The organism is Providencia sp. PROV272 (assembly GCF_049901975.1).
In the GTDB taxonomy this organism is placed as follows: domain Bacteria; phylum Pseudomonadota; class Gammaproteobacteria; order Enterobacterales; family Enterobacteriaceae; genus Providencia; species Providencia stuartii.
The window spans coordinates 1,427,675-1,447,406 of the sequence record NZ_CP096291.1; the positions used below are offsets into that span (position 1 = coordinate 1,427,675).

General features: G+C 42.1%; 20 protein-coding genes and 1 pseudogene. 11 read left to right on the plus strand and 10 right to left on the minus strand.

The genetic code is table 11. The features are described 5' to 3' along the window. Positions 1-3: 3 nt before the first annotated feature. The 5 genes from M1E93_RS06370 to lpxC all read left to right on the plus strand — a co-directional run bounded on the left by M1E93_RS06370 (position 4) and on the right by lpxC (position 5,264). A complete protein-coding gene (locus M1E93_RS06370; RefSeq protein WP_004921904.1) occupies positions 4-924 on the plus strand; it encodes a D-alanine--D-alanine ligase in 921 nt (306 codons plus the stop codon). Between the two features lies 1 nt (position 925). Next, entirely contained in the window at positions 926-1,735 is an 810-nt protein-coding gene (ftsQ, locus tag M1E93_RS06375) for a cell division protein FtsQ (RefSeq protein WP_004921902.1), read from the plus strand. A 36-nt stretch (positions 1,736-1,771) separates the two neighbouring features. Beyond that, on the plus strand, positions 1,772-3,028 hold the full coding sequence (gene ftsA / locus M1E93_RS06380; protein ID WP_004921898.1) for a cell division protein FtsA: 1,257 nt from the start codon (positions 1,772-1,774) through the stop codon (positions 3,026-3,028). Between the two features lie 57 nt (positions 3,029-3,085). After that, on the plus strand, positions 3,086-4,246 hold the full coding sequence (gene ftsZ / locus M1E93_RS06385; protein WP_014656415.1) for a cell division protein FtsZ: 1,161 nt from the start codon (positions 3,086-3,088) through the stop codon (positions 4,244-4,246). Between the two features lie 100 nt (positions 4,247-4,346). Continuing rightward, a complete protein-coding gene (lpxC, locus tag M1E93_RS06390) occupies positions 4,347-5,264 on the plus strand; it encodes a UDP-3-O-acyl-N-acetylglucosamine deacetylase (protein WP_004921892.1) in 918 nt (305 codons plus the stop codon). 63 nt (positions 5,265-5,327) lie between these two features. Here lpxC and M1E93_RS06395 read toward each other — a convergent pair whose 3' ends face one another. Further along, a complete protein-coding gene (locus M1E93_RS06395) occupies positions 5,328-5,849 on the minus strand; it encodes a DUF721 domain-containing protein (protein WP_004921887.1) in 522 nt (173 codons plus the stop codon). Between the two features lie 211 nt (positions 5,850-6,060). Here M1E93_RS06395 and secM point away from each other — a divergent pair, with 211 nt between their 5' ends. The 3 genes from secM to mutT all read left to right on the plus strand — a co-directional run bounded on the left by secM (position 6,061) and on the right by mutT (position 9,861). Continuing rightward, positions 6,061-6,588, plus strand: a complete 528-nt coding sequence (secM, locus tag M1E93_RS06400; protein WP_014656414.1) for a secA translation cis-regulator SecM — start codon at positions 6,061-6,063, stop codon at positions 6,586-6,588. A gap of 103 nt (positions 6,589-6,691) precedes the next feature. Further along, on the plus strand, positions 6,692-9,403 hold the full coding sequence (gene secA, locus M1E93_RS06405) for a preprotein translocase subunit SecA (RefSeq protein WP_004921881.1): 2,712 nt from the start codon (positions 6,692-6,694) through the stop codon (positions 9,401-9,403). 53 nt (positions 9,404-9,456) lie between these two features. After that, positions 9,457-9,861: an 8-oxo-dGTP diphosphatase MutT gene (gene mutT, locus M1E93_RS06410; RefSeq protein WP_040133346.1), complete on the plus strand. Its 405-nt coding sequence runs from the start codon at positions 9,457-9,459 to the stop codon at positions 9,859-9,861. 189 nt (positions 9,862-10,050) lie between these two features. Here the strand turns inward: mutT and yacG are convergent, their stop codons facing one another. The 4 genes from yacG to M1E93_RS06430 form a co-directional block, all read right to left on the minus strand. Then, on the minus strand, positions 10,051-10,248 hold the full coding sequence (gene yacG, locus M1E93_RS06415; protein ID WP_004921873.1) for a DNA gyrase inhibitor YacG: 198 nt from the start codon (positions 10,246-10,248) through the stop codon (positions 10,051-10,053). Positions 10,249-10,264: 16 nt separating this feature from the next. After that, entirely contained in the window at positions 10,265-11,023 is a 759-nt protein-coding gene (zapD, locus tag M1E93_RS06420; RefSeq protein WP_014656412.1) for a cell division protein ZapD, read from the minus strand. A gap of 9 nt (positions 11,024-11,032) precedes the next feature. Continuing rightward, positions 11,033-11,638: a dephospho-CoA kinase gene (gene coaE / locus M1E93_RS06425; protein WP_014656411.1), complete on the minus strand. Its 606-nt coding sequence runs from the start codon at positions 11,636-11,638 to the stop codon at positions 11,033-11,035. A 155-nt stretch (positions 11,639-11,793) separates the two neighbouring features. Then, a complete protein-coding gene (locus tag M1E93_RS06430) occupies positions 11,794-12,201 on the minus strand; it encodes a type II secretion system F family protein (protein WP_426207279.1) in 408 nt (135 codons plus the stop codon). 97 nt (positions 12,202-12,298) lie between these two features. Here M1E93_RS06430 and M1E93_RS06435 point away from each other — a divergent pair, with 97 nt between their 5' ends. Continuing rightward, on the plus strand, positions 12,299-13,246 hold the full coding sequence (locus M1E93_RS06435) for an IS30 family transposase (protein WP_140035165.1): 948 nt from the start codon (positions 12,299-12,301) through the stop codon (positions 13,244-13,246). Here the strand turns inward: M1E93_RS06435 and M1E93_RS06440 are convergent. Both M1E93_RS06440 and M1E93_RS06445 read right to left on the minus strand, forming a co-directional pair. After that, on the minus strand, positions 13,229-14,062 hold the full coding sequence (locus M1E93_RS06440) for a type II secretion system F family protein (RefSeq protein WP_426207207.1): 834 nt from the start codon (positions 14,060-14,062) through the stop codon (positions 13,229-13,231). The genes M1E93_RS06435 and M1E93_RS06440 overlap by 18 nt on opposite strands. After that, positions 14,062-14,820, minus strand: coding sequence for a GspE/PulE family protein (locus M1E93_RS06445; RefSeq protein ID WP_426207208.1), 759 nt, complete (start codon positions 14,818-14,820; stop codon positions 14,062-14,064). The genes M1E93_RS06440 and M1E93_RS06445 overlap by 1 nt, the downstream gene beginning before the upstream one ends. Positions 14,821-14,900: 80 nt before the next feature. Here M1E93_RS06445 and M1E93_RS06450 point away from each other — a divergent pair. After that, positions 14,901-15,861 (plus strand): annotated as a pseudogene (locus M1E93_RS06450) (IS30 family transposase). 56 nt (positions 15,862-15,917) lie between these two features. Here the strand turns inward: M1E93_RS06450 and M1E93_RS06455 are convergent. The 3 genes from M1E93_RS06455 to ampD all read right to left on the minus strand — a co-directional run bounded on the left by M1E93_RS06455 (position 15,918) and on the right by ampD (position 18,098). Next, positions 15,918-16,556: an ATPase, T2SS/T4P/T4SS family gene (locus M1E93_RS06455; protein ID WP_426207209.1), complete on the minus strand. Its 639-nt coding sequence runs from the start codon at positions 16,554-16,556 to the stop codon at positions 15,918-15,920. Between the two features lie 14 nt (positions 16,557-16,570). Beyond that, entirely contained in the window at positions 16,571-16,996 is a 426-nt protein-coding gene (gene ppdD, locus M1E93_RS06460; RefSeq protein ID WP_004921858.1) for a prepilin peptidase-dependent pilin, read from the minus strand. A 553-nt stretch (positions 16,997-17,549) separates the two neighbouring features. Then, on the minus strand, positions 17,550-18,098 hold the full coding sequence (ampD, locus tag M1E93_RS06465) for a 1,6-anhydro-N-acetylmuramyl-L-alanine amidase AmpD (protein ID WP_053110645.1): 549 nt from the start codon (positions 18,096-18,098) through the stop codon (positions 17,550-17,552). A gap of 259 nt (positions 18,099-18,357) precedes the next feature. Between ampD and nadC the strand changes: the two genes are divergently transcribed. Further along, entirely contained in the window at positions 18,358-19,257 is a 900-nt protein-coding gene (gene nadC, locus M1E93_RS06470) for a carboxylating nicotinate-nucleotide diphosphorylase (RefSeq protein WP_171830683.1), read from the plus strand. Positions 19,258-19,732 lie beyond the last annotated feature (475 nt).

A 19,732-nucleotide genomic window follows, 5' to 3' on the forward strand; every position in this document is an offset into this window, starting at 1 on the left:
TTCATGGCCGAGAAAGTCGCGGTGTTATTTGGCGGAACATCTGCTGAACGTGAAGTTTCTCTTCAATCAGGCAATGCGGTGCTTGCTGGTTTACGTCAGGCTGGAATTGATGCGCATCCTATTGATACAAAAGATTTTCCAGTGGTCACTCTCAAGGATGCTGGGTTTGATAAAGTGTTTATCGCCCTTCATGGCCGAGGGGGGGAAGACGGTACAATTCAGGGGATGCTGGAGTTTTTAGGTTTGCCGTACACAGGTAGTGGCGTGATGGCCTCCGCCTTGAGTATGGATAAATTAAGAACAAAGCAACTTTGGGAAGGAGCAGGGCTAGCAGTATCGCCTTATGTTTCGTTGAGTAAATTTGAGTTTAGTTCACTTAAAACTGAAAAAATTGAAGAATTAGTCGCATATCTAGGATTACCACTTATTGTCAAACCGAGCCTTGAAGGGTCAAGTGTAGGGATGAGCAAAGTTGATAATTTAGGTGATTTATCAGCGGCGTTGGCACTAGCGTTTCGTTTCGATGAAACCGTACTGATTGAGAAATGGTTAAGTGGTCCAGAATATACGGTCGCAGTGCTTGGTGAACAAACATTACCATCAATTCGTATTCAGCCTCCTGGGGTGTTTTACGATTATGAGGCGAAATATCTTTCTGATGAAACGCAATATTTTTGCCCAAGTGGCTTAGATGCAGGATCAGAAGCGCAGTTATCGCAACTTGCGATGCGTGCTTATCAGGCGGTTGGGTGTCGCGGTTGGGGGCGAGTTGATGTAATGCAAGATAGTGACGGCCAATTCTACTTGCTAGAGGTGAATACCTCACCAGGAATGACAAGTCACAGTTTAGTGCCAATGGCAGCGCGCCAAGCAGGTATGGATTTTTCGCAGTTGGTAGTACGTATTTTGGAATTGGCTAACTGATATGTCACAGGCAGCATTGAATGTTCGGCATCATAAGCATAATGATGACAACAACGAGTCAGGGTCAGGCCCAAGTAATGGTGCTTTTCTCGGCGGGTTGATTTTCTTTCTAATGGTTGTGGGAACAATCATTTGGAGTGGCTGGACCGTCATGAACTGGATGAAAGATGCAGATAGGCTGCCAATGTCAAAGTTAGTATTAACCGGAGAGCGCCACTATACCAGCAATGATGATGTGAGGAAGGCGATATTATCTCTAGGGCAACCTGGTACTTTTATGACAGTTGATGTCAATGCCATCCAAAATCAGATAAGTGCGATGCCTTGGATCCGTCAGGTGACGGTTCGCAAACAGTGGCCTGATGAGTTAAAGATACATCTGGTAGAATACGTACCTTACGCACGTTGGAATGACCAAAATATGGTTGATCAGGAGGGGCGAGTATTTAGCCTCCCTGCGAGTGAAAGCAGCAAGGGCAATTATGTGATGCTCTATGGCCCCCAAGGTAGCCAAAAAGAAGTTATAAAAGAGTACATTGAATTTAAAAGAATATTGTCAGAACACAATTTAAAATTGAAATCAGTATCTATGACGGCACGCCATGCTTGGCAACTTATCTTAGATAATGATGTCCGAGTAGAGCTCGGGAAAAAAGAAGTTTTTCAGCGGTTAAATCGTTTCCTTGAACTTTATCCGCTTTTGCAGCAAGCCACAGATAAACGTGTCGACTATGTTGACCTTCGTTATACCAGTGGTGCTGCGGTGGGGTGGGCTCCGCTCCTAGTGGATGCACCACTGGAGTTACAATAATTAATATTGCTAATAACTCAGACTAGGCAGAAGCAAATGATCAAAACGACGGACAGAAAATTAGTTGTAGGCCTTGAAATTGGAACTTCCAAGGTGTCGGCCCTTGTCGGCGAAATTCTGCCCGATGGTATGGTGAATATTATCGGGGTGGGAAGTTGTCCATCTCGTGGAATGGACAAAGGTGGCGTTAATGACTTGGAATCAGTCGTTAAATGCGTGCAAAGGGCGATTGATCAGGCTGAGTTGATGGCGGATTGCCAAATTTCTTCAGTTTATCTTGCGTTATCAGGTAAGCATGTTAGCTGCCAAAACGAAATCGGCATGGTGCCCGTTTCGGAAGAGGAAGTGACACAAGAAGACGTTGACAGTGTTGTTCATACCGCAAAATCAGTTAGGGTTCGTGATGAGCATCGAATTCTTCATGTCATACCACAAGAATTCGCGATTGATTACCAAGAAGGTATTAAGAACCCTGTTGGTTTGTCAGGTGTACGTATGCAAGCCAAGGTACATTTGATTACTTGTCATAACGACATGGCAAAAAATATTGTAAAAGCGGTTGAGCGTTGTGGATTAAAAGTCGACCAGCTGATTTTTGCAGGTCTTGCAGCGAGCTATTCAGTATTGACCGAAGATGAACGCGAACTTGGCGTTTGTGTTGTCGATATTGGCGGCGGAACCATGGATATGGCGGTATACACAGGTGGGGCACTACGTCATACCAAAGTTATCCCTTATGCAGGTAATGTCGTTACCAGTGATATCGCTTATGCCTTCGGTACTCCACCGAGTGATGCGGAGGCAATCAAAGTTCGTCATGGCTGCGCTGTCGGTTCGATAGTGAGCAAAGATGAAACTGTTGAAGTCCCTAGTGTGGGAGGGCGTCCTCCAAGAAGTCTACAACGTCAGACTTTAGCGGAGGTCATTGAACCACGTTACACAGAGCTGTTAAACCTTGTAAATGAAGAAATTTTAAATTTACAGGAACAGTTACGCCAACAAGGTGTCAAACACCATTTGGCAGCGGGTATCGTGCTAACGGGAGGGGCGGCACAAATCGACGGCCTCGTCGAATGTGCTCAAAAAGTCTTCCATACACAAGTTAGGGTCGGTATTCCGCTCAATATTACAGGCTTAACGGATTATGCTCAGGAGCCATACTATTCAACTGCGGTTGGGCTTCTGCATTACGGTAAAGAGAGCCATCTTGGCGATGATACCGAAACGGAAAAACGTGCTTCAGTTAAAGGGTGGTTTAGTAAAATCACAGGCTGGCTGAGAAAAGAATTTTAATTTTTATTCAGAAGCATATTATTAGCTTCGAAGTAAAGCACAAAACGGAGAGACATTATGTTTGAACCAATGGAGCTAACCAACGATGCGGTGATTAAAGTCATCGGCGTTGGTGGCGGCGGCGGTAACGCCGTTGAACACATGGTGCGTGAACGTATTGAAGGCGTGGAATTCTTCGCCGTCAATACTGATGCACAGGCACTGCGTAAAACTGCAGTCGGACAAACAATCCAGATCGGTACTGGTATCACTAAAGGCCTTGGCGCGGGGGCAAACCCTGAAGTTGGTCGCAATGCCGCTGAAGAAGATCGTGAAGCTTTACGTAATGCACTTGAAGGTGCTGACATGGTCTTTATTGCAGCTGGTATGGGTGGTGGTACAGGTACAGGTGCTGCCCCAGTTGTGGCTGAGGTTGCCAAAGAGCTGGGCATCTTAACAGTTGCTGTTGTGACTAAGCCATTCAACTTTGAAGGCAAAAAGCGCATGGCATTTGCGGAATCTGGTATCACTGAGCTATCTAAGCATGTTGACTCATTGATTACGATTCCAAATGATAAATTATTAAAAGTCTTGGGTCGTGGTATCTCTTTACTTGATGCATTTGGCGCAGCTAACGATGTACTGAAAGGCGCTGTTCAAGGTATTGCGGAACTGATCACACGCCCAGGTCTGATGAACGTGGACTTTGCTGACGTACGTACTGTGATGTCAGAGATGGGCTACGCAATGATGGGGTCCGGTGTGGCTCGTGGTGAAGATCGTGCTGAAGAAGCGGCTGAAATGGCAATTTCAAGTCCACTGTTGGAAGATATCGATCTGTCTGGCGCACGTGGTGTTCTTGTCAACATTACCGCTGGTTTCGACCTGCGTTTGGATGAGTTTGAAACAGTGGGTAATACCATCCGCGCATTCGCATCTGATAATGCAACCGTCGTAATTGGTACATCACTTGACCCTGAGATGAATGATGAATTGCGCGTGACTGTCGTGGCTACCGGTATCGGTATGGACAAACGCCCTGAAATCACTCTGGTGAATAACAAGATGTCACAGCAAGCGTCTATGGAGCAGCGTTATCAGCAAATGCAAAATAGCATGTCTTCTCTGACAGAGGAAAAACCAGTTGCTGCGAAAGCGGTGAATGACCAAAATACGCAAGCGAATAAAGAACCTGATTACTTAGATATTCCGGCATTTTTGCGTAAACAGGCCGATTAATTTTAATTAATATTGGATTCTCCGCTTTTTGTGCTAAACTTTCCCGCTGGTTATCTAGTAAGATAATCAGCAGGACGGATAACATTGCGAGAAAAATACGATGATCAAACAAAGGACACTTAAACGTATAGTTGAAGCGACTGGTGTTGGTTTACATACCGGCAAAAAAGTCACGCTTACTCTGCGTCCAGCGGCGGCAAACACCGGGGTCATCTACCGTCGTACTGACCTAAATCCTCCGGTTGATTTTCCGGCTGATGCTAAGTCTGTCCGCGATACCATGTTATGTACTTGCTTAGTCAACGAAGACAACGTGCGTATTTCGACCGTAGAGCATCTGAATGCTGCTTTGGCAGGATTAGGTATCGATAACATTGTTATTGAAGTCAATGCGCCTGAAATCCCGATCATGGATGGCAGTGCAGCACCGTTCGTTTTCTTATTACTAGATGCTGGTATTGAAGAATTGAACAGTGCGAAAAAATTCTTACGTATAAAAGAGAAAGTACGTGTAGAAGATGGTGATAAATGGGCAGAATTTGCACCATACAATGGTTTTAGCCTAGATTTTACCATTGACTTTAATCACCCAGCGATTGATAGCAGCACTCAACGTTATAAGCTGGATTTTTCAGCAGAAGCGTTTGTGCGTCAAATTAGTCGTGCGCGTACATTTGGTTTTATGCGTGATATTGAATATCTGCAATCCCAAGGCTTATGCTTAGGTGGTAGCTTCGATTGCGCTATCGTTGTTGATGACTATCGTGTACTCAACGAAGATGGCCTACGTTTTGAAGATGAATTCGTTCGTCACAAAACTCTCGACGCTATTGGTGACCTATTCATGTGTGGACATAATATTATTGGTGCATTTACTGCATACAAGTCAGGCCACGCATTGAATAACAAACTTCTACAAGCGGTATTAGCAAAAGAATCTGCTTGGGATCTGGTCACATTTGAAGATGAAGCTGAATTGCCGGTGGCATTCAAAGCACCTTCAACTGTTTACGCCTAATCACACTGATAATAGTCAGTGTTGAGTAAGCAGTGATATTACTACCACATATATAATGATGTGTTAGTCTTTTCTGTTGGTTGTACTGGTACTCTCTCCGGCCAGTGCAGCCAGCCGCTCTAATCTCTCTTTTAATCTCTTCGGACTATTCTCCGCTAAATGCAAAAGTTGTTTTGCCGTTTCTGTACTGATCTTACGTTTATTCGCAACCTGAGCAGTTTTAGCTGTTTGATTATTCAGTGAGCTATTTTCAGCCTTTTTTCGCATGAGAACGGGATTGATTCTGATGTCTATAGAAGATAAAGATGGTAGAATAGAGTTTCGTAATGCAGAAAGTAGCTGAAGTTTTTCGTAATTCAGTCGCGTCATCCAACTTGCGTTAGCAACTTCGATAACCAAAATGCAATTACGGTAGTTTGCTACGCGGCACATGGGTTTTAATTCGCTTGGCAGCAGTGCTTTAACGGCTTTGTTTAGTTTATTAATCGCGATAGCATTACGTTGAATGGTGAGCAAGGGGCTGCGCGTTTTGGCGAGTGACTCCTCAAGAACATCGAACAAAGCTTGTGGGTGGCTATCTCTCATTGTTAGCTCCGTCTAAATAGGTAGGTTTAGTATCTAAGTATACTCTAAATTACCAAGGCTGTAGCAAGGTGCTGTTGGGTGTTTGAGAAAATCGCGCCAACAAGGGCCACAATCATAGAGATTGGTGAGTTATAGCAAGCGGGTATGGTTGGCATGCTGTTAAGCAATCATGAATAAGAATGGTATATTAGAAATATAATATAAGACTTTGATGGGCATTTTAAATCTTTGGCGACAATTTGGTATAAAATACTTTTGGCCGCACCTTTTACTAGGGGTTGTGGCTACGAGCATTGGCATGCCTGGGATTTTAAATGCGTTATCTGATGCTCAGCAAACGCAGTTCAACTCCTCTTCAATTAATCGCCAAAACCAAGCGGTTAATGCGTTTGATAATTTATTTGCTCAGCAAAGCCCTCAGCGCTCCTCATCATCGTCTTCTTATTCAGTGAATTACTGGCAGCAGCATGCGGTCAGGAATGTGATTAGGCAATTAACATTCGCTTTTTCAATCTCTGAAGATGATGATGCAAATCAGCAAGATGAAAAAAAAGGGCCACTGTTAGCACCTCAAGTCATGCTTGATACGTTGTATGCCATGTTGGCACAACGTTCACTTCAATGGAGTGATAGTTTCGATCAAACTGATCACTATGCTTACCCTCATTTCGTTGCATACCAACCCGCTATTTGGGTTGCTCAGGTACATGGTATCCGTGCGGGCCCTGCTTTCAGTTAATTGTTAGTTTTATTTAAGCATCTGTTCGAGATGCGCTGTATTTATTCAAAATACAGGGTTTTACTATTTAGTAATTAACTGAATTATCTGAGAATATATCAATATGTTAACAAAATTATTAACCAAGGTTTTTGGTAGTCGTAATGATCGTACTCTACGTCGCTTGCGTAAAGAGGTTGAAAAAATCAATCGTCTTGAGCCTGAATTTGAAAAATTGAGCGATGATGAGCTTAAGGCAAAAACGCAGGAATTTCGTGATCGCCTAAGCAAGAATGAAAGTCTCGAAAGCTTGATCCCAGAAGCGTTTGCGACAGTGCGTGAAGCCAGTAAACGTGTTTTCGGTATGCGCCATTTCGACGTACAGTTGATTGGTGGTATGGTTCTGAATGAACGTTGTATCGCTGAGATGCGTACAGGTGAAGGTAAAACACTTACCGCGACATTGCCAGCTTACTTGAATGCCTTAACGGGTAAAGGGGTTCACGTTGTTACAGTAAACGACTACTTAGCTAAGCGTGACGCCGAAAATAACCGTCCTTTATTTGAATTTTTAGGTTTAACCGTTGGTATCAACCTTCCGGGTATGCCTGCTGCGCTGAAACGTGAGGCTTATGCGGCTGACATCACTTACGGAACTAACAACGAATTCGGTTTCGACTATCTACGTGATAACATGGCATTTAGCCCAGAGGAGCGCGTACAGCGTAAACTTCATTATGCGTTAGTGGATGAGGTTGACTCCATTCTTATCGACGAAGCTCGTACCCCACTGATTATTTCAGGCCCTGCTGAAGACAGTTCAGAGCTGTATAAAAAAGTTGATAAATTAATTCCTAAGCTAGTGCGTCAAGAAAAAGAAGATTCAGACACTTTCCAAGGCGAAGGTCACTTCTCTGTTGATGAAAAATCACGTCAAGTTACGCTGACTGAACGCGGCTTGGTGCTGATTGAGCAGCTGCTGACAGAAGCAGGCTTAATGGAAGAGGGGGAATCACTCTATTCGCCATCTAACATTATGTTGATGCACCATGTTATGGCCGGCCTACGTGCGCATGCGCTGTTTACTTTGGATGTCGACTATATCGTTAAAGATGGTCAAGTTATCATTGTTGACGAACATACAGGTCGTACAATGGAAGGGCGTCGTTGGTCAGATGGTCTGCATCAAGCTGTTGAAGCCAAAGAAGGTGTTGAGATCCAAAACGAAAACCAAACATTGGCATCGATTACATTCCAAAACTATTTCCGTTTGTACGAAAAACTTGCTGGTATGACAGGTACAGCGGATACCGAAGCATTTGAATTTAGTTCTATCTATAAACTCGATACGATTGTTATTCCAACTAACCGTCCAATGATCCGTAAAGATTTACCTGATCTGGTTTATATGACAGAAACAGATAAATTTGCGGCTATTATCGAAGATATTCGTGAAAGAACACAAAATGGTCAGCCTGTTCTGGTCGGTACAATCTCAATTGAAAAGTCAGAGTTAATTTCTAACGCGCTTAAAAAAGCAAAAATTGAGCATAACGTATTGAATGCTAAATTCCACGCCTTAGAAGCAGATATTGTTGCAAACGCGGGTCAAGCGGGAGCAGTAACTATCGCGACTAACATGGCAGGTCGTGGTACCGATATTATGTTAGGTGGTAGCTGGCAGACAGAAGTAGCTGCTTTAGAATCGCCAACTCAAGAGCAAATCGATGAAATTAAAGCACGTTGGAAAGAGCGCCATGATGCCGTTCTTGCCGCGGGTGGTTTGCATATCATAGGTACAGAGCGCCATGAATCCCGCCGTATTGATAACCAGTTACGTGGTCGTGCGGGTCGTCAAGGGGATGCCGGTTCTTCTCGCTTCTACTTATCAATGGAAGATGCGCTTATGCGTATTTTTGCGTCTGATCGTGTCACAGGCATGATGCGTAAATTAGGTATGAAACCTGGTGAGGCGATTGAGCATCCATGGGTAACCAAAGCGATTGCTAATGCCCAGCGTAAAGTAGAAAACCGTAACTTTGATATTCGTAAGCAACTTCTTGAGTACGATGATGTTGCGAGTGATCAACGTCGTGCTATTTATAGTCAGCGTAACGAATTGCTCGATGGTGGTGACATTAAAGAAACCGTGGATAGCATTCGTGAAGATGTCTTTACGGCAACAATCGATACTTATATTCCACCGCAATCACTAGAAGAAATGTGGGATATTGAAGGCCTACAAAAACGACTGGTGAGTGACTTTGATTTAGATTTACCCATTAAAGAGTGGCTGGATAAAGAACCAGAGTTACATGAAGAAACGCTTCGTGAGCGTATAATGGAAAAAGCCATCGAAGTCTATCAGAAGAAAGAAGAGATTGTTGGCGCAGAAATGATGCGTAACTTTGAAAAAGGTGTCATGCTACAAACGTTAGATACGTTGTGGAAAGAACACTTAGCTTCGATGGACTATTTACGCCAAGGTATCCATTTACGTGGTTACGCACAAAAAGATCCGAAACAAGAATATAAACGTGAATCTTTCAACATGTTCGCGAATATGCTTGAATCGTTAAAATATGAAGTAATCAGTACACTTTCTAAAGTGCAAGTTCGTTTGCCTGAAGAAGTTGAAGCTTTAGAGCAACAACGTAAAGAAGAAGCTGAGCGTTTAGCAAGAAGACAACAGTTAAGCCATGAAGCTGGCGCTGAATCATTGATGTCTGAAGCGGAAGCGCAAATAGCAACACAAGGTCATAAAATTGGTCGTAATGACCCATGTCCTTGTGGTTCAGGTAAAAAATACAAACAGTGTCATGGTCGGTTAAAATAATTAATTATTACATCAAACAAGGCGGGGTAACCCGCCTTTTTAACGAAGAAATTATGGAAAAAAAACACCTTTATATCGCTGCTGGAATTATTCGTAATAACGCGCAAAAAATATTTATTACAGAGCGTCCAAGTGGAACGCATATGGCCGGTTTTTGGGAATTTCCCGGGGGAAAACTGGAAAACGGCGAACAACCGCAAGATGCACTTATCCGTGAACTAGAAGAAGAAGTTGGCATTATCGTCACTGAATGTGAGCTTTTTCATTGTGTCGAACACGAATTTGATGAACGTTATGTCACTTTATACTTCTTTATGGTTTCAGATTGGGAAAATGAACCTTATGGGAAAGAGGGACAAAAAGGGCGTTGGGTCGATCAAAAAGACTTGGTCGCAAGTGAATTTCCTCCAGCTAACCGAGTGATTATTGATATGTTAAACGCAGAAGATATTCACTGAGATTAAGTTAGGGGTTGTTGACGATAAACCGGGGCCGTATCCCAAGGTAAACAGCCATATTAGTGTTTTCTTGTTCGTGTAGAAAAATATCATTACTAGCTTATAGCAGTAGGATATTTATCAAAAATGCTTTATATCTCAATCTATCTCAGAGGAATGATTGGGATATAAAGCTCATCACTCATGTTGCTACTGGTCGGGTTGTTCGCTCCAGTTATCGCTGTCAGAAATATCCCCTTGGCTGGTAATACGCTTTTCTTCAGCAGCCCATTCACCTAGGTCAATGAGCTGACAGCGTTTACTGCAAAAGGGCCGATAAGGGCTTTCTTCACCCCAAACCACAACTTTTTGGCAAGTTGGACAATTAACTTCAATTTTCTCAGTCATTTATTACTACCCCTTATTAGCAGCAGGATAATTCAAAGGCCATCGTTGTGGGTACAATACCATTTTCACTGTCAATGTGAAGAAAACGGATAGCAAATCGCGTTTTATGACCTGAAATCTGAGGGAAAATTAATTTATCGCTGGATAACTTCACTCTTAATAACTCTTTGTCTTCAACACTATCTTGATAAAAACCATTATGGCACTCTTTTCGCTCAAAAGCGCCTGCGTGGCGGATTAAGCTCAAGATAGTATCTAATGCATCTTTGAGTGGCATGAGACTCTTTAGCCACTCGCTAATAGCCTGATCTTTTTGTTCTTGTGGCATATGAAGCCATAACTGTAATGTGGGCAGATCGAAACTACAGCATCCACCAGGGATACTTAAGCGCTGGCGCACCATACTAATAATTTTGTCATTTCGTAATTGTTGACCAAATCTAGGCGCCGCGGTGATATTGGTAATCTTAGCCGCAAGATCATCAAGAAGTGTTGAGATCAACTGGTTGTCTGCATTTGGAGCCTCGGCCCATGCAGCTAAACGCTTACGCTGTTTTTCTAGCTCTTTGATCAGATCAGAGCGTACTTCACCTCTATCAAGGATTTCAATTAATTCTGAAACTGAGCGGAAAAAGGCAATACCAGAGGTATAGGATGTAATGTGACTAAGCTCATAAACCTGTTGTAATAGTGTTTCGAGCCTTAACCATGAGCGAATTTTTTCATTCAATGGATACTCGTAAGTGACGAAGTTTACAGTGTTTGATTCACTCATATTTATTTCCTATTTTTGCTGTTGTGCTAACGTCATATACTTTTCGTGCAATGTGGCTACCTTTTCAGCTATGTTTAATTCACCATCATGGTTTGTAATAACATCATCAGCTTGTAGTAAACGGTTTTCTCTGCTGGTTTGGGCTTTCAAAATATTCACTACATGCTCTTCACTCACATTGTCTCTTTGTACCGTGCGTAAAATTTGTTCTTCAGGGGTGACATCAATAACCAGCACCCGATTGGCAAGATGAGCGAGTTTATTTTCAAATAACAGAGGTACAACCCATAACACATAAGGGCTATCGGCCTGCTGTAATTGTTGTTGTGTTTCTTGATGAATTAAGGGATGAAGTAGGGCATTTAGCCATTGTTTCTCGGCGACATCAGAAAAAATAATTTCCCTAAGACGTTGTCGATTGAGAGAGCCATCAGGTTGAATAATGTCTGCGCCATAACGAGAGGCGATAGCTTCAAGGGCTGGTGAGCCAGGCTCGACGACTTTTCTGGCAATAATATCAGCATCAACTAGCGGTATTCCTAGCTTGGCAAAGTGATTCGCAACGGTTGTTTTACCGCTACCGATCCCCCCTGTTAATGCAACAATATAGCTCATATTCTTCTTCATTCTATTGAAAAATAGTAGGTTACACGGATTTTTTTGATTTGTCTTCACTCACAAGATAATACGCACGGTAGGTTTACTGATCTTAACATCCGCAAGTAGTTTTATAGCATAAATAGGCAAAATGCTATCCTATAATTAAGCCATTAAATCCCTGTTATAACATTTCCTAAATTGAAGATAGGGAGGTACATTGCCACCATAATAGTTCCAACGAGGAATGCCATTAGCAATAGTAAGATAGGTTCGAGATTCTTTAATGACTTTTCAGTTAAGCTAGTATGTTGCGTTGAAAAATGTGTAAATAAATACTGTAAGAAGTGAGGAAGCTGACCAGACTCTTCTGCAACAGCGATTAGCTGATGCACAATACTTGGAAAGAAAGCGCTGTTTTTAACGGCAGCAGATAATGACTCCCCTTTTAAAACAGCATGATATACAGAAAGGCTTTCTTTTTTATACAACGGGTTATGCAGTGTATCCGCTGTACATTTTAAACATTCTGTTAGCGGCAAACCCGCTTGGAGTGTTGAGGATAAGGTTAAGACGCGAATTCAGATAATAAGTGCAACGCTCGGTCATGTTAGATGGAAGGACGGTTAGCTACTGATAAGCTATCCTGCTCTTCCGACCAAAGATGAGCGAGTAAGTATGAAGTATCAGCAACTAACCGAAGGACAACGATACCAGATATCGATACTGCGTGAGGATAATTTATCCTGCCATGAGATAGGTATCCGTATCGGTGTAAGCAAGTCCACGGTCTCCCGTGAACTGAGGCGTAACACTTCAGATACTGGTTATAACCCACAACAGGCACACCAGAAGTGCTGTGATAGGCGGCTGTCATCTGCCAAAAGGACAATTCCTCAGCAGACCATAGATTTCGTGATATTTGCTCTGGAGTGGAAGTGGAGTCCTGAGCAAATAAGTGCAATTGGCAGCATTATTGGTCTTAGCGTCAGCCATGAATGGATTTACCAGTATATCTATGCGGATAAGCGTAGCGGTGGCGAGTTGTACAGGCATCTTAGGCAGGGCAAACGGCGATATCGTAAGGGCTACGGGCAGAAACGAGGGCGCATCCCTGATGCGGTATCCATTGAGCTACGGCCGTCAGTCGTCGATGACCGTAGCCGTCTGGGGGACTGGGAGGCCGATTTGGTGCAGGGTAAACAGGGCACTGGTGCTATCGTGACACTGGCAGAACGCAAAAGCCGTATTTACCTGACAAAAAAGGTGTTTTCAAAGGATGCGGTGGAAGTCAGTAAGGCCATTATCTCACTGCTGAGTGAGTATCAGGATGTATGTCACACAATAACGTTCGATAACGGTCTAGAGTTTAGTGAGCACAAGGCGATAGCAGAAGCACTGAACGCAGATACGTACTTTGCCCATCCGTATGCCTCGCATGAGCGTGGGCTGAACGAGAATACGAATGGGTTGTTAAGACAGTTTATCCCGAAAGGAACAGACCTGCGGACAGTGACAGAAGAAGACTTACAACGCTATCAGGGAGCGTTGAACAGCAGGCCACGCAAGTGTCTGGGGTTCAGACAACCTTCGGTGGTGTTTGCGGAGCTAAGAAAGGCGGCTTAGCGTTGCACTTCGGACTTGAATCCGCCAGAAAAAGATATTCAAGTTACTATTTTTAATTAATTTTTTGATAGGTGGAACATAAAATAGCAACGTAATAATGAATCTTACGGTATTCGCTTTAAATTTCCAAATCAGTAATGAAATAATTAGCGTTATAAGTAAAAAATAAGGAAAATAATCAGTGACCAAATTAGATAAATAGATCATGATTTTTGTGATTAAAGGAAGCTCGTGTTGAAAACTTTGATAAATAGTTTCAAATTGTGGTAACACATAAACCAACATAATGAAGATTAATGCGATAGAAAATAATGTTAATACAATAGGGTATCTAAGTGACTTAGTGATTTTTTTCTTTGTCTCTTCATTGTGTTTTAGCATACCTGCAATGATTTTAAAGTTATTTTCATAATTTCCGGTTTTTTCTGCGACGCTTATTAAACTGATTATGGTGGGGGTGAAGATGTTAGGGTGTTTTCTTAAGCTATCAGAAAACCGATTGCCTTTCTTTAAGTCAGTGATCGTCGATGTGATAATCTTTTGCCAAAATGGTGAGTGTGTGTTTTTTTGCAAAATATATAGACTTTGGAGTAAATTAATACCGGATGATACGAGGGAATTTAGTTGATAGAAAAAATGCGTTCGGTAGTTAATATTGGCCGCGTTGAGAATGAATATGGTTTTTAAACGAATATGAAGTGGAGTTTGTTCCGCTTCTAAGAGTTCAATAAAGGCTGATTTTTTATTTTTAGAAATAATAAAATCTTGGACAATATTATTATCATGAGATAAAGCGGTATAAGAATAGATAAACATTAAATAATCTCCCCTGTCCCTGTAATAGCATAGAGCTCTTGTAATGTGGTTTCACCTGCTTCAATTAAGTTCAATCCATCCTGAAAAAGTGTTTGAAAATGAGTGATACATTGTTTTCCATGCTGAAAAATCTCAGTCAGTGCATCTTGCCCTAGATACTCATATATGGCGGTTCTCCCCATAAACCCTGCAAAACAGAGATCACATCCCGTGGATGACCACTCTTTAATCGTTTTATTGTCGCTAATTTGTGTATTTTTAGGGGGGGTGACTTTACAGTTTGGGCATAATCGGCGTACCAGCCTTTGTGCAATCACCATTTTTAAGCAAGAACTCAATTGGGATTGACTCACACCTAATTGCGCCATCCTTTCAATGGCGCTAAATGTGCAATTGGTATGTAGAGTTGATAAGACTAAATGGCCTGTTTGTGCGGCTCTGGTTGCTATTTGTGCCGTTTCTTCATCTCGAATTTCTCCTACCATGATAATATCAGGATCTTGCCGGAGTAAGGCTCTTAGTATGTGAGCGAAACTCAAGCCATATTTATCGTTTACTTGAACTTGGTTAATTCCAGATAGTGGGATCTCAATAGGGTCTTCAATGGTAGATATGTTACGTGAAGATTGGTTGAGATACTCTAATGCACTATAGAGCGTGACGGTTTTCCCACTGCCAGTCGGGCCTGTGACAAGAATTAAGCCCTGTGGTTGCAATAGCTCTTTTTTTAAACTCGCGAATTCAGATAATAAGTGCAACGCTCGGTCATGTTAGATGGAAGGACGGTTAGCTACTGATAAGCTATCCTGCTCTTCCGACCAAAGATGAGCGAGTAAGTATGAAGTATCAGCAACTAACCGAAGGACAACGATACCAGATATCGATACTGCGTGAGGATAATTTATCCTGCCATGAGATAGGTATCCGTATCGGTGTAAGCAAGTCCACGGTCTCCCGTGAACTGAGGCGTAACACTTCAGATACTGGTTATAACCCACAACAGGCACACCAGAAGTGCTGTGATAGGCGGCTGTCATCTGCCAAAAGGACAATTCCTCAGCAGACCATAGATTTCGTGATATTTGCTCTGGAGTGGAAGTGGAGTCCTGAGCAAATAAGTGCAATTGGCAGCATTATTGGTCTTAGCGTCAGCCATGAATGGATTTACCAGTATATCTATGCGGATAAGCGTAGCGGTGGCGAGTTGTACAGGCATCTTAGGCAGGGCAAACGGCGATATCGTAAGGGCTACGGGCAGAAACGAGGGCGCATCCCTGATGCGGTATCCATTGAGCTATCCATGAGCTACGGCCGTCAGTCGTCGATGACCGTAGCCGTCTGGGGGACTGGGGGAGGCCGATTTGGTGCAGGGTAAACAGGGCACTGGTGCTATCGTGACACTGGCAGAACGCAAAAGCCGTATTTACCTGACAAAAAAGGTGTTTTCAAAGGATGCGGTGGAAGTCAGTAAGGCCATTATCTCACTGCTGAGTGAGTATCAGGATGTATGTCACACAATAACGTTCGATAACGGTCTAGAGTTTAGTGAGCACAAGGCGATAGCAGAAGCACTGAACGCAGATACGTACTTTGCCCATCCGTATGCCTCGCATGAGCGTGGGCTGAACGAGAATACGAATGGGTTGTTAAGACAGTTTATCCCGAAAGGAACAGACCTGCGGACAGTGACAGAAGAAGACTTACAACGCTATCAGGGAGCGTTGAACAGCAGGCCACGCAAGTGTCTGGGGTTCAGACAACCTTCGGTGGTGTTTGCGGAGCTAAGAAAGGCGGCTTAGCGTTGCACTTCGGACTTGAATCCGCCACTTAATAGCAAATTATTGTGCATCCCTATTTATTCTATAGAATACTTTAGCTGGGTGCTAAGTATCCGTAGAACCAATTTTTCACCATATAATGTTGGTATCGTTGACAGGCGAATACTGTAATTATGCCCTTCGAAATGCCAACTCATTTGCCCATCTTGTGGTAATCGCTTCTCTGCAATATTCAATTTGGCAACTATTTTTATTCGAGCAATAATTTCATTATTGATTTCGAGAGGTGGTGAAGGAATAAAATAGAGCTTGCCATCTACACGTAAACGGATTTTTATCCCTTGTTTTGATGGTTCGATATGAATATCAGATGCGCGTTTTCTTACCGCTGTTTTGAGCATATTCTCTACAAAATCGACGGCGGGTGAACGTGTATCTAGCTGCTCGGCGCCATTAGGTTGATAGTTTGTTTCTGGCTCTTGGATCTCCTCATATTTTTTATTGAAGTAATGATCAATCTTTTCTTTTGGCCAAATGTCATAGCATACCGGCACGCTAGCAATAAAACGTAAAGTAGCAAGTATATTGTCATCTGGCTTTTTAGGTACACCTATAGATAATCTTTTATGATTGTAATCAACAATAATAATATAGTGTTTATCACAAATACTTTTTAATTCTTTAAATATAAAATCTCTTTCCCTGGTGCTATTCATAAACTTACCTTATATTAAAAGATGAAGGTATTTTCACATAATGCTTTTAATTTACTGTCACTATCATGTTCGCAGGCTACTTGCCATTGGAATGGTGAACTATCAGTAGGGATAATTGGGGTTAAAGTCACAGAGAGATTGGCAAGACTCTTATCGGCTATAAAGTTAATAATGCCTGACTTTACATCTATTGTTTTGATATATTTTCCTTTTATATTATTAGGAATATTTTCACTTCCTGCATTACAGCCAGTTAATGAGCCTTTATTAAACGCGCAAATTTCAATATTATTCTTATATGGTAAAACTGTTTGTAATACATCGGTTATTGCCGCTTTTTGCATATAACCTTGATATCCCGGTATTGCAATAGCACTTAATATAGAAATTATTGCAATGACAACCATTATTTCAATTAAAGAAAATCCTTGTTGATTCATATAGCCTCCTTGTTGAGTGAGGAGGCATCTTAAATTGTTCCATTTGATTATTTAATCTCTTCAAACCCTGCATACGAGCACCTACGAAAAATTAAAATAAAAAATGTATCGTATTACATTTTCTTGGGAGAAGACTCGCAAAGGTAAATATGGTGGACAATAAAATATCGCGTTAATGAGAAAGTATGATAAAACTAATGAGTAGAAGCGGGGGAAGTAGGGGCTATTTTAGAGAGAATGCTATAAACCTCGCACAGTGTGGATTGGGATATAAGATGAAAAAACTAAAGGGCTTTAAAGAGTAATCCATCGTTGAACATGACTGACAATCCACATCCGGCATAAGGGAATTATAGGGGGCAATAGCTGAGCTTGTCGTATCAGCCGACAAAGAGCAGTCTTATCCGTCATATCGGCAGTTGCGGGCCGAAAAGTGGAAAGCTTCGCGGTTTATGGCGAGGGGCAGTCATTGTAGAGACTTAAAAGAGTCCATTTAAAGTAGGTTTAAACAGAGATAAGGCACTCAGTTAAGTCGGTTGCACTATAAATTATATTATCTTTTATGTTTTAACAGGGCCTTGAATTGTTGCCAATCAAAATAAGGGCCGGGATCTGTTTTACGGCCGGGGGCAATGTCGCTGTGACCGGTGATGTTATCTTGTAATTCAGGGTATAGCTCAATAAGAGCATGTGTCAGTTTTACTAGCGAATTGTATTGTAAAGGCGTGAAAGGTTCAAAATCCGTGCCTTCAAGCTCGATCCCAATTGAAAAATCATTACATTTTTCTCTACCCTTATAAAGGGATTGCCCAGCGTGCCAAGCTCTTAAATGAAAAGGAACATATTGAATAATCTCGCCATCACGGCGAATTAAACAGTGGGCTGAAACACGAAGGTGTTTGATTTCATCAAAAAAGGCATGCTCTGTTGGGTCGAGTGTTCCAGTAAAAAGCTGGTTGATATAAGGCCCACCAAATTGGCCGGGGGGTAAGCTAATATTATGGATAACTAACAGGGAAGGGATAATGTTCTCAGGGCGCTCATCATGGTGTGGTGAAGGGATATGAGTCACATTTTGTAGCCAGCCATTATGTATTTTTATCTCTGGTAGCATAGTATTCCCGTTTTATTACTCGCTTATATTCGTTATCTTGAGTTGAGAAGATTAGCATATACACAAAATTATTCGAGATGTATGTTTGTAGCGGTGGTTCTATTTTCATACCCAAGCACATTGAGTTGTATGTACTGTAATAGCTTAGATGATTGGGCGATAGCAAGATGAATAACGTGCGCCATAAGGCTTGATACATGATGGGTATAGATAGCAATGGGCACAAGAAATTTATTGGAGTGGATTGATGGCGACGAGGCGTTATAGCGAAGAACAAAGACGTGAATTATTGCTTGAAAGGTTAAATAGCGATATTCCATTTATAGTAAGCCACGCGTTAAAAGAAGATCTTGGGCAAACAGTTGATTTTAAGCAAGATATTACGGGGCAGCTTTTACAACCTACTTCACAAGCTAAAGCGCGTATTATTACACGGGAAGAAGGCGTTTTTTGTGGACAAAAATGGTTAGAAGAAGTTTTTAGCCAGCTTGGTGGGCAAGTTAGCATTGTATGGCATGTGAATGATGGAGATAAGGTTGCGCCAAATCAGCTGCTTTGTGAAATGTCAGGGCCTTCACAAGTATTACTCACTGGAGAAAGAACGGCATTGAACTTTATCCAGACATTGTCTTCTGTTTCTACTGTAACTGCTCAGTATGTGGCGAAAATTGAAGGCACAAGAACCAAATTATTAGATACACGTAAAACGATCCCCGGCTTAAGAAGTGCTCTTAAATATGCGGTACTAATGGGTGGGGGTTTTAATCATCGTCTTGGTTTATCAGATGCTTATTTAATTAAAGAAAACCATATCATTTCGGCAGGCTCTGTTGCTCAAGCAGTGGCGTTAGCGAGGCGAGCTCATCCGGAAGTTCCTATTGAGGTTGAAGTTGAAGATTTAACTGAATTACTTCAAGCATTAAAGGCGAATGCAGACATTATTATGCTTGATAATTTCACTGTCACGATGATGAAAGAGGCTGTTGTACTGACAGCGGGTAAAGCCGCTCTCGAGGTGTCTGGTGATGTTACATTAGATACTATCAGAGAATTTGCGGAAACTGGGGTTGATTTCATTTCTGTTGGTGCATTGACGAAACATATTAGAGCGATGGATCTTTCAATGCGTTTTATTGAAGAAAAATAAGCAATATAGCCAGGACTCCCATCGCTAACCTAGTGCCCGATGATGGCTGCATTTAGCAACAACAGAATAAATATTAACCATCATAACTCCCCCTTTCTCATAACAAGAAAGGGGGAAGAGATTTTCTGTTTATTTAGTCACAACAGTGGGCATTTTGCCTTGATTCATGTATGGCAGCAGTAATAGCAAATATGAAAATTGAGAGCCGTTAGCTTAACAAATCCACCTTATTACGCTGTGCATAAAGCTAAAACGAGGGAGTGCTACGCCAACGCTTTTTACTCAGAAAGGTGGGTTTTGAGTATGGCCTTGATATTAGCTTGTTGATTACTAGCTAACGAAAATAAATATTGGAGCGATAGGCCGCGAAAGCGAGCATCGCCGTCTCATGCTAGTAGGCCTCCTAGGTTGAGGCAGGCTTATTTTTTCGTATAGGTAGTATCATCTAGGGCGCTTTGCTGTTTTTTGAACTATT

Excerpts from the sequence above, each read along its gene's own strand:
- M1E93_RS06370 (WP_004921904.1), top strand. The coding sequence starts at position 4 with ATGGCCGAGAAAGTCGCGGTGTTATTTGGCGGAACATCTGCTGAACGT.
- ftsQ (WP_004921902.1), top strand. The coding sequence starts at position 926 with ATGTCACAGGCAGCATTGAATGTTCGGCATCATAAGCATAATGATGAC.
- ftsA (WP_004921898.1), top strand. The coding sequence starts at position 1,772 with ATGATCAAAACGACGGACAGAAAATTAGTTGTAGGCCTTGAAATTGGA.
- ftsZ (WP_014656415.1), top strand. The coding sequence starts at position 3,086 with ATGTTTGAACCAATGGAGCTAACCAACGATGCGGTGATTAAAGTCATC.
- lpxC (WP_004921892.1), top strand. The coding sequence starts at position 4,347 with ATGATCAAACAAAGGACACTTAAACGTATAGTTGAAGCGACTGGTGTT.
- M1E93_RS06395 (WP_004921887.1), bottom strand. The coding sequence starts at position 5,849 with ATGAGAGATAGCCACCCACAAGCTTTGTTCGATGTTCTTGAGGAGTCA.
- secM (WP_014656414.1), top strand. The coding sequence starts at position 6,061 with ATGGGCATTTTAAATCTTTGGCGACAATTTGGTATAAAATACTTTTGG.
- secA (WP_004921881.1), top strand. The coding sequence starts at position 6,692 with ATGTTAACAAAATTATTAACCAAGGTTTTTGGTAGTCGTAATGATCGT.
- mutT (WP_040133346.1), top strand. The coding sequence starts at position 9,457 with ATGGAAAAAAAACACCTTTATATCGCTGCTGGAATTATTCGTAATAAC.
- yacG (WP_004921873.1), bottom strand. The coding sequence starts at position 10,248 with ATGACTGAGAAAATTGAAGTTAATTGTCCAACTTGCCAAAAAGTTGTG.
- zapD (WP_014656412.1), bottom strand. The coding sequence starts at position 11,023 with ATGAGTGAATCAAACACTGTAAACTTCGTCACTTACGAGTATCCATTG.
- coaE (WP_014656411.1), bottom strand. The coding sequence starts at position 11,638 with ATGAGCTATATTGTTGCATTAACAGGGGGGATCGGTAGCGGTAAAACA.
- M1E93_RS06435 (WP_140035165.1), top strand. The coding sequence starts at position 12,299 with ATGAAGTATCAGCAACTAACCGAAGGACAACGATACCAGATATCGATA.
- M1E93_RS06440 (WP_426207207.1), bottom strand. The coding sequence starts at position 14,062 with ATGTTTATCTATTCTTATACCGCTTTATCTCATGATAATAATATTGTC.
- M1E93_RS06455 (WP_426207209.1), bottom strand. The coding sequence starts at position 16,556 with ATGAATAGCACCAGGGAAAGAGATTTTATATTTAAAGAATTAAAAAGT.
- ppdD (WP_004921858.1), bottom strand. The coding sequence starts at position 16,996 with ATGAATCAACAAGGATTTTCTTTAATTGAAATAATGGTTGTCATTGCA.
- nadC (WP_171830683.1), top strand. The coding sequence starts at position 18,358 with ATGGCGACGAGGCGTTATAGCGAAGAACAAAGACGTGAATTATTGCTT.